The 7,621-nt window shown below is 36.5% G+C and carries 11 protein-coding genes; 8 read left to right on the plus strand and 3 right to left on the minus strand.

The window, feature by feature from the left end; translation table 11 throughout:
* The 3 genes from KGI01_RS13930 to KGI01_RS12990 form a co-directional block, all read left to right on the plus strand.
* Positions 1 to 214: hypothetical protein (locus KGI01_RS13930; protein ID WP_170214799.1), on the plus strand; the 214-nt coding region annotated here is incomplete at its 5' end.
* Between the two features lie 464 nt (positions 215 to 678).
* On the plus strand, positions 679 to 1,038 hold the full coding sequence (locus tag KGI01_RS14240) for a hypothetical protein (RefSeq protein ID WP_141275035.1): 360 nt from the start codon (positions 679 to 681) through the stop codon (positions 1,036 to 1,038).
* Between the two features lie 866 nt (positions 1,039 to 1,904).
* Entirely contained in the window at positions 1,905 to 2,261 is a 357-nt protein-coding gene (locus tag KGI01_RS12990; RefSeq protein ID WP_141275036.1) for a cyclic-phosphate processing receiver domain-containing protein, read from the plus strand.
* Positions 2,262 to 2,302: 41 nt separating this feature from the next.
* Here the strand turns inward: KGI01_RS12990 and KGI01_RS12995 are convergent, their stop codons facing one another.
* Positions 2,303 to 2,509: a DUF2929 family protein gene (locus KGI01_RS12995; RefSeq protein ID WP_068455425.1), complete on the minus strand. Its 207-nt coding sequence runs from the start codon at positions 2,507 to 2,509 to the stop codon at positions 2,303 to 2,305.
* A 190-nt stretch (positions 2,510 to 2,699) separates the two neighbouring features.
* Here KGI01_RS12995 and KGI01_RS13000 point away from each other — a divergent pair, with 190 nt between their 5' ends.
* The 3 genes from KGI01_RS13000 (at position 2,700) to KGI01_RS13010 (ending at position 5,223) form a co-directional block, all read left to right on the plus strand.
* Positions 2,700 to 3,638 (plus strand): beta-ketoacyl-ACP synthase III, encoded by a 939-nt coding sequence (locus KGI01_RS13000; RefSeq protein WP_141275037.1) that lies wholly within the window; start codon positions 2,700 to 2,702, stop codon positions 3,636 to 3,638.
* Between the two features lie 33 nt (positions 3,639 to 3,671).
* Complete coding sequence (gene fabF / locus KGI01_RS13005; RefSeq protein ID WP_141275038.1) at positions 3,672 to 4,913, plus strand: beta-ketoacyl-ACP synthase II; 1,242 nt, start codon at positions 3,672 to 3,674, stop codon at positions 4,911 to 4,913.
* A 106-nt stretch (positions 4,914 to 5,019) separates the two neighbouring features.
* A complete protein-coding gene (locus KGI01_RS13010) occupies positions 5,020 to 5,223 on the plus strand; it encodes a helix-turn-helix transcriptional regulator (RefSeq protein ID WP_121175821.1) in 204 nt (67 codons plus the stop codon).
* 71 nt (positions 5,224 to 5,294) lie between these two features.
* On the opposite strand, the gene tnpA is transcribed toward KGI01_RS13010, so the two are convergent.
* Positions 5,295 to 5,693, minus strand: a complete 399-nt coding sequence (tnpA, locus tag KGI01_RS13015; RefSeq protein ID WP_141275039.1) for an IS200/IS605 family transposase — start codon at positions 5,691 to 5,693, stop codon at positions 5,295 to 5,297.
* Positions 5,693 to 5,827, minus strand: a complete 135-nt coding sequence (locus KGI01_RS14135) for a hypothetical protein (protein ID WP_255314798.1) — start codon at positions 5,825 to 5,827, stop codon at positions 5,693 to 5,695. The genes tnpA and KGI01_RS14135 overlap by 1 nt, the downstream gene beginning before the upstream one ends.
* An 89-nt stretch (positions 5,828 to 5,916) precedes the next feature.
* On the opposite strand from KGI01_RS14135, the gene tnpB reads away from it, so the two are divergent.
* Both tnpB and KGI01_RS13025 read left to right on the plus strand, forming a co-directional pair.
* Positions 5,917 to 7,092: an IS200/IS605 family element RNA-guided endonuclease TnpB gene (gene tnpB, locus KGI01_RS13020; protein WP_141275040.1), complete on the plus strand. Its 1,176-nt coding sequence runs from the start codon at positions 5,917 to 5,919 to the stop codon at positions 7,090 to 7,092.
* A gap of 55 nt (positions 7,093 to 7,147) precedes the next feature.
* Complete coding sequence (locus tag KGI01_RS13025) at positions 7,148 to 7,507, plus strand: hypothetical protein (protein WP_141275041.1); 360 nt, start codon at positions 7,148 to 7,150, stop codon at positions 7,505 to 7,507.
* Positions 7,508 to 7,621 lie beyond the last annotated feature (114 nt).

A 7,621-nucleotide genomic window follows, 5' to 3' on the forward strand; every position in this document is an offset into this window, starting at 1 on the left:
TACAACACATGAATACTTCTATAACGACGAAGTATTAGAGATGGAAGTTGTGAAAGTAAAGGATATTTTAACAGAGTACCGTTCATATGAATGGAGTGGCTATACACCACTTGGTATGATTGTGAAAGCTAAAAATGAATCTGGTACATTTGAAACTGTAAGGAAGGCGAGCCAAAAGCGCAAGTGGAAGATAAGTCAAGATCGCAGAAAATGAAGGGAAGCAAATAGCGCAAAAGATGAAGGGAAGCCAAGACCGCAACGTCCTGTTGCAAGGCTTCCCCAACCTACGTCGTGTAGGCAGTGTTGCTGACTTATCCAACCTACATCATGTAGGCAGTGTTGTTGGCTCGCCCAACTTGCGTCCTGCAAGTAGCAATTCATTACGAATCATCGTGGGGATGTACTAATTGATAAACATCGACTAAATTCCGCAAAAGATTTTCAAGGAACATCGACTAAATTCCGCAAAAGATTTTCAAGGAACATCGACTAAATTCTGCAAAAAATTTTCAAGGAACATCGACTAAGTTCTGCACGTCCTGTGCAAACGTCGATGGAACCGACATCGTGTCGGGCTGTGCGAACGTCGATGGCACTCGCATTGTGTGAGGCCCACACCCAGGTGATGATGAAGACCCATTATCACAGAATGGTTATAGCTATGCGAATGGCAATCCCGTGATGAATGTGGATCCGAATGGTAAAAATGCTTGGTATAATTCAAGGGGATTTCTTGTAGGGGCAATTAATGCAGCGATATTTCTTACAACATCAGCAATATTTGGAGGGATTGGTGGATTACTAATCAGATTAGGTAAGAAAAGTTTAAGTAAATCTAAAAAAATTCTATTTGCTACAAATCTTAAAAAGAAACTAAGAAATAGAGGGGTTTCTTACATCATAGCCGGTAGTATATCCAATGCTGTAGGTACATTGATTAATATTAGTGGTTTTTGGCTAAATCCAGGAAGCTCTATATTTAATTATTTAGATAGGAAAGATAAAAAGCCAAGAAATGGTTATTTTAATGGTTTTTAAGACTTAGAGGTGAGAATTATATTTAAATTATTTTTGAAAACACAAAAATTCTATATAGGGTTATTTGTCATTGTTTTTCTAATATCAGCAATAGCTTCATATATTTATATGGGTGGACCTAAATCTATAAGTGCAGTGCTAAGTGGAATAATTGGTTTTTGTCTTATGCAGTATTTAGCTTATAGAAATTTCAAAAAAGAAAATAACTTGAAATAAAAAGATTTCAAACAAGTAACATAATCTCATACTGACTAGATGTGGTACCTATTCCTATGAATAAAGAAAAGTTTGAATTTTAGTGTGGAATAGAGTGATTCAATGAAGAAGTATAGTGGCATTTCTTTAAAAAGAATACTCATGATAATGCTTTTTCTGTAGTTAATTAAATAATTTACTTGGTTCACTGACGTACACAACAAAAGTACAACTTCTTGCTATAAAGAAAGAGGCATAGTCATTAATGAATTTTAAACAAATATTTTATTTTTTTGTCGGAATGTTAATTCTATTATTAGCAGGTGATATAACTTATAATACGGAGCATATTATTCCGATTTTCATAGTAATGGTATCAGTTTTTTATTTACTATATACGGAGATTTTTAAGAATAAATTTTCAATAAAGAGCATGTTAATAGGTATAATGATTGCATGGTTCATATATCATTTTGTAAATATTTAGTTTTTACAAAGTGCATCTTTAAAATAATACAGGATGTCGCACCTCAAAAGTAAAACTGAATTTTGAGGTGTTTTTTTATACCAAAATATACGGCGAAGTTTATATATACCAAATAATTACTTATGATATATAATAGAGTGAGAACAAAAGTTCGTAATTTTATTATAGAGAGAAGTGAGGATAGATGAATGTATATGTAGATGATTTACGAGATTGTCCTGAAGGGTTCACAATTGCTAGAACCTTTGAAGAAGCGGTGACTTTATTGGAACAGCATGAGGTGGATATTTTGTCATTGGATCATGATTTAGGTGAGGATGCAGAGGGGAATCTACTGCCGACAGGGTATGATTTGGTCAAGTACTTCTGTGAACATGGTTTACGAGCAAATAAAATTTATTTGCATACTGATAATCCGGTAGGACGAGAAAATATGTATGAAACGTTGAAGGGGGCAAAGCGTAGAGGTTTTATTGATAAAGATATTGAGATTTATCATTATTCCATCATACCCAATCGTTATAGTGGTCCAACTGAATAAATAAAAAAAGACATGTACGCATGTACGTGTCTCTTTTTTGTTTATTGTCTGTGTGAATCGATATCTTGTGCTTCACCTTTTGGAAGGATTGCGCCTACGATTACGACGAATACTGCAAATACAACTGAGAAGATTAAACCTTGCTTCACTTGTTCCATTTCGAATGGTGTGTTACCGATAGCAGAAGTTACATAATTTAAAAGTGTAAATAATACAGCACTCCAGAATAATAAAACGATGTATTTCATTGATTTTCACCTCTGATTTTACATTTGTACTCTATTAATAATAGCATAACGAAGAAGTAAATTGAAATACTCTTTTCATTCGTACAGTAGATTTTGTCAAAGTTTTGTCAATAGTGTTGAAAACTGAAAACGGTTCGATTATAATTAGTACCAGGTATTAATAATTGGTATTTGAAAAGGGGCGCTATAGATGGCAGCTGGTTTAATTGGTATTGGACGTTATGTACCAGAAAATATCGTGACAAATGCAGATTTAGAGAAAATGATGGATACATCAGATGAATGGATTCGCACACGTACGGGGATTGAAGAACGTCGTATTGCGGGAGACGATGAAAATACATCTGATTTAGCTTTTAAAGCAGCGGAAGCAGCAATTAAAGACGCAGGAATTACAGCGGATCAAATCGGTTTAATTCTTGTGAATACAGTAACACCTGATCAACCATTCCCAACAGTCGCATGTATGATTCAAGAACGTTTAGGTGCAACGAAGGCAGCGGCGATGGATCAATCGGCAGCTTGTGCAGGTTATATGTATGGATTAGTAACAGCGAAGCACTTCGTTGAAGCAGGTACATATGATTATGTATTAGTTGTAGGTGCAGAAAAGTTATCAAAAATTACAGACTGGACAGATCGTAACACAGCCGTATTATTCGGTGATGGTGCTTGTGCAGCTGTAGTTGGCAAGGTATCAGAAGGTCGTGGTATATTAGCTTATGAACTAGGAGCAGATGGTTCTGGTGGCAAATTCTTATATCAAGATGAACATGATCACATCGCAATGAATGGTCGCGAAGTATTCAAATTTGCAGTACGTCAAATGGGCGAATCTGCGATGAATGTAATCGAAAAAGCAGGTTACCAAAAAGAAGACGTGGATTTCTTAATTCCACACCAAGCAAATATTCGTATCATTGATGCAGCACGTAAACGTTTAGACTTACCAGAGGATAAGGTAGCAGCAGTGATTAGTAAATACGGTAATACATCTGCCGCTTCAATCGGTAATGCGATGGTTGAATGTGTAGAAAATGGTAAAATCAAAGATGATGATTTAATCGTATTAGTTGGTTTCGGTGGCGGTCTAACATGGGGCGCAATCGCATTACGATACGGTAAATAAAATTTAACGAGCTAGAAAGAAGGGGTTTTAGACATGACGAAAAAAAGAGTAGTAGTGACAGGTATTGGTGCAGTTACACCTTTAGCAAATGATGCACATGCAACATGGGAAGCCATCAAAAAGGGTCAATCAGGTATTGGGCCACTTACACGTATTGATGCAGAAAAATTTCCTGTAAGTGTAGCAGCAGAAGTAAAAGATTTCGATATCGAACAATACGTAGTGAAAAAAGAAGCGCGTAAGATGGATCGCTTCACACACTATGCACTTGCGGCAGCAACAATGGCTGTAAAAGATGCAGACTTAACAATCGACGATTCAAACGCACCGCGCGTGGGTGTATGGTTAGGTTCAGGTATTGGCGGTATGGAAACATTTGAACAACAATACACAAACTTAATTACAAAAGGTCCACGTCGTGTGAGCCCGTTCTTCGTACCAATGATGATTCCAGATATGGCAGCAGGTCAAGTTTCGATTCACTTAGGTGCAAAAGGTATTAACACATGTACGGTAACAGCTTGTGCTACAGGTACAAACTCAATCGGTGATGCGTTCAAAGTAATCGAACGTGGCGATGCAGATGTGATGATTACAGGTGGAACAGAAGCACCAATCACGGAGTTATCAGTAGCTGGTTTCTGTGCAAATACGGCACTATCATTAAATCCAGATCCAAAAACAGCTTCACGTCCATTCGATAAAGAGCGTGACGGTTTCGTTATGGGTGAAGGTGCAGGGATTGTCGTATTAGAAAGTTTAGAACATGCTTTAGCACGCGGCGCGAAAATCTACGGTGAAGTTGTAGGTTACGGTGCCTCAGGTGATGCATATCATATTACAGCTCCAGCTCCAGGTGGAGAAGGTGCAGCACGTGCGATGACACAAGCGATTGAAGATGCAGGAATTGACCCATCTCAAATTGATTACATTAATGCACATGGTACATCAACTTACTACAATGATATGCTTGAAACAGAAGCAATCAAAAAAGTATTAGGCGACCATGCACAAAAAGTAGCAATCAGCTCAACAAAATCAATGACTGGTCATATGTTAGGTGCAGCTGGTGGCGTAGAAGCTATCTTCTCAGTATTAGCACTGAAAGAAGGAATTGTTCCACCAACAATGAATCTTCAAAACCAAGCGGAAGAGTGTGATCTAAACTACACACCAAATGCAGCGGTAGAGAAAACAATGGAGTACGCATTAAGTAACTCATTCGGCTTTGGTGGACATAACGCAACACTTGTATTCAAAAAATACGAAGCATAATAATACAAAGGCATTACATCTTTTTGGTGTAGTGTCTTTTTTTATTCCATTTATTGTTATGTAGAGTTATAATGTAAAGTAAGCTTTACATTCGTCGGAGGAAAATATGAAAAACCATGTAAGAGATTTGCGGATGCAGTATGATTTATCGCAAGATGCATTAGCAGAAAAAGTAGGGGTATCACGACAGACGATTATTTCACTTGAAAAAGGAAAATATAATCCATCCATCATGTTAGCTTTTAAATTAGCACGTGTGTTTCGATGTCAGATTGAGGATCTTTTTATTTATGAGGAGGAGAATACTTGAAGAACAAACAGCTGGTATTTTATAAGAGGGGCGTAAAACCCCTACGCCTTTAGGCTAGGGGGATGTAAGCCCTAACTACCTTGTGTTTGAATGTATTTTTGAATAATCTCTTTGCTAACATTTCCAATGCTACAAGAAAAGTATCCGTCACCCCAAAAGGTGCGTTCTTTCCAAAAATGTCGAGAAAGATATTCGTGATGCTTTTGCCATATCCGATAAGTCGTGAGTTGCTTCAACAACCTAACAATTTCAAGAATACTCCATTTTGGAGAATAACGAATTAATACATGAATATGGTCTTGGTCGATTTCTTGCTCAATAATCTGCCAACCGTAATAATTAGAAATACATTCGATTTCGGTCTTAATATCATGACCTACTTTTAACAATAGCTTTTTACGATATTTACAAACAAATATCAAGTGACACATAAGTAAATGTTTGCTGTGGTTTTCAGAAATATAATCCATTATTTTTCTAAGCCTTTACGAATTAGTTCGTAAACTGCACTTGCGAAGGTTTGAATATTGTGTTTTTCTCTATACTCTTCAATTCGTATTACCAAATCAATAGGGAATTTAATCAGCTTTGCTACACGTTCCATTAGTTTCACTCCTTTTAAAGTATATACTTTTGAAATATACCGACGCTTAATATATACTGATAGCATATCCTAAAAGGAGGTGAAAATCAATGTTAGTAAATAAGGCGTATAAATTTCGGATATATCCAAACAACAAACAGACTGAACTAATCAATAAGACCATTGGTTCTGCAAGGTTTGTCTTTAACTTCTTTTTAGGCAAACAAAAAGACAAAGATGCTTACTGGTATCTCTGTGAAGAAATGGTTCAAAACGGACAGCTTCCAGTGAACAACTGGAAAGGAAAGTGTTTGAACAAATATGAAACCGTTAAAGCAGTTAAGGAATTAAAGAAACAGTACATTTTCTTAAAAGAAGTGGATAGTATTGCATTGCAAAAATCTGTTGAAAATTTAGCAGATTCTTACGATAGGTACTACAAGAAACAGAACAAATATCCACGTTTTAAGTCTAAAAAGAATCCTGTTCAATCTTACACAACAAAGCATACGAACGGAAATATCGCAATTGATGGTAACTATATTAAGTTACCTAAACTTGGTCTTGTTCGCTTTGCGAAAAGTCGTGAAGTTACAGGAAAAATCCTACATGCAACGATTAGACGAAATCCGTCAGGAAAATACTTTGTTTCCATCGGAACAGAAGTTGAAGTTAAAGAATTACCCAAAACAAAATCAGCTATTGGAATAGATGTCGGACTCAAAGATTTTGCCATTCTTTCAGATGGAACGACTTATACTAACCCTAAGTTCTTTCGTACATTGGAAGAAAAGTTAGCAAAGGCACAACGTACCCTAAGCAGACGAACTATTGGCGGTGCGAACTGGTATAAAGCAAAAATCAAAGTGGCTCGTATCCATGAAAAGATAGTAAATATACGTAAAGATTACTTGGACAAAATATCTACTCGTATTGTCAAAAACCACGACATTATTGGAATGGAAGATTTGTCTGTCAGTAATATGTTAAAGAATCGCAACCTTGCCAAAGCAATCAGTGAAGTGTCATGGTCACAATTCAAAACCATGATTGAATACAAAGCCAAATGGTACGGAAAACAAGTTGTGACGGTTGCGAAGAACTTTCCATCCAGTCAGCTATGTTCTTGTTGTGGCTATCAAAACAAAGACGTTAAAAATCTTGGATTGCGTGAATGGGGTTGCCCAAAATGTCATACCCATCATGATCGAGATATTAACGCAGGACAAAATCTTAAAAATGAAGCTATAAGACTTCTAACCGTAGGGACTACGGAGATAGCCTAATCAATTAGAGTTCGATAGAACTCTGTACTTAGGAATCCACTATGGCTTTAGCCTAGTGGTAGTTCAAATATTAGGTACTATTTTATTCATTAATGCACTTGTACTGAATCTACCATCGATTTTAAACTTTGAATTTCCGAATGCAATCATGGCATTTGGTCTAGCCATTATGGCGTTTTGTCTTGCCTATTTAACGCCGCATTTTGCAGAGAAAGATGAACGTGCGCAGAAGATTCGAGAACGCGCAATATATATGAGTTATTTCTGGGGTATGGGCTTCTTGTTGGTTCTTTTAATCGTATTCAATCCATTATCTACGTTCGAGTTAGCTGCTTTTCAATTATTATCATTATTCATCGCACTCTATCTATCCATCGTCTTTTTAAATATGGTTTACTACGCAAGAAAATATTAAAACAGGTTATATAAAACATAGCGTTCGCAACAAAAAAGAAGTACAACCCCTTTCCTCCTTTTATTGGCGTTCGCAACAAAAAAGAAGTACAACCCCTTTCCTCCTTTTATTGGC

Source organism: Kurthia gibsonii (assembly GCF_006539985.1).
GTDB classification, from domain to species: Bacteria; Bacillota; Bacilli; order Bacillales_A; family Planococcaceae; genus Kurthia; species Kurthia gibsonii.

What these genes read in the sequence shown, in the direction of transcription:
- KGI01_RS12990 (WP_141275036.1), top strand. Translation starts at nt 1,905, where the DNA reads ATGAATGTATATGTAGATGATTTACGAGATTGTCCTGAAGGGTTCACA.
- KGI01_RS12995 (WP_068455425.1), bottom strand. Translation starts at nt 2,509, where the DNA reads ATGAAATACATCGTTTTATTATTCTGGAGTGCTGTATTATTTACACTT.
- fabF (WP_141275038.1), top strand. Translation starts at nt 3,672, where the DNA reads ATGACGAAAAAAAGAGTAGTAGTGACAGGTATTGGTGCAGTTACACCT.
- KGI01_RS13000 (WP_141275037.1), top strand. Translation starts at nt 2,700, where the DNA reads ATGGCAGCTGGTTTAATTGGTATTGGACGTTATGTACCAGAAAATATC.
- KGI01_RS14135 (WP_255314798.1), bottom strand. Translation starts at nt 5,827, where the DNA reads ATGGAACGTGTAGCAAAGCTGATTAAATTCCCTATTGATTTGGTAATA.
- tnpB (WP_141275040.1), top strand. Translation starts at nt 5,917, where the DNA reads ATGTTAGTAAATAAGGCGTATAAATTTCGGATATATCCAAACAACAAA.
- tnpA (WP_141275039.1), bottom strand. Translation starts at nt 5,693, where the DNA reads ATGGATTATATTTCTGAAAACCACAGCAAACATTTACTTATGTGTCAC.
- KGI01_RS13010 (WP_121175821.1), top strand. Translation starts at nt 5,020, where the DNA reads ATGAAAAACCATGTAAGAGATTTGCGGATGCAGTATGATTTATCGCAA.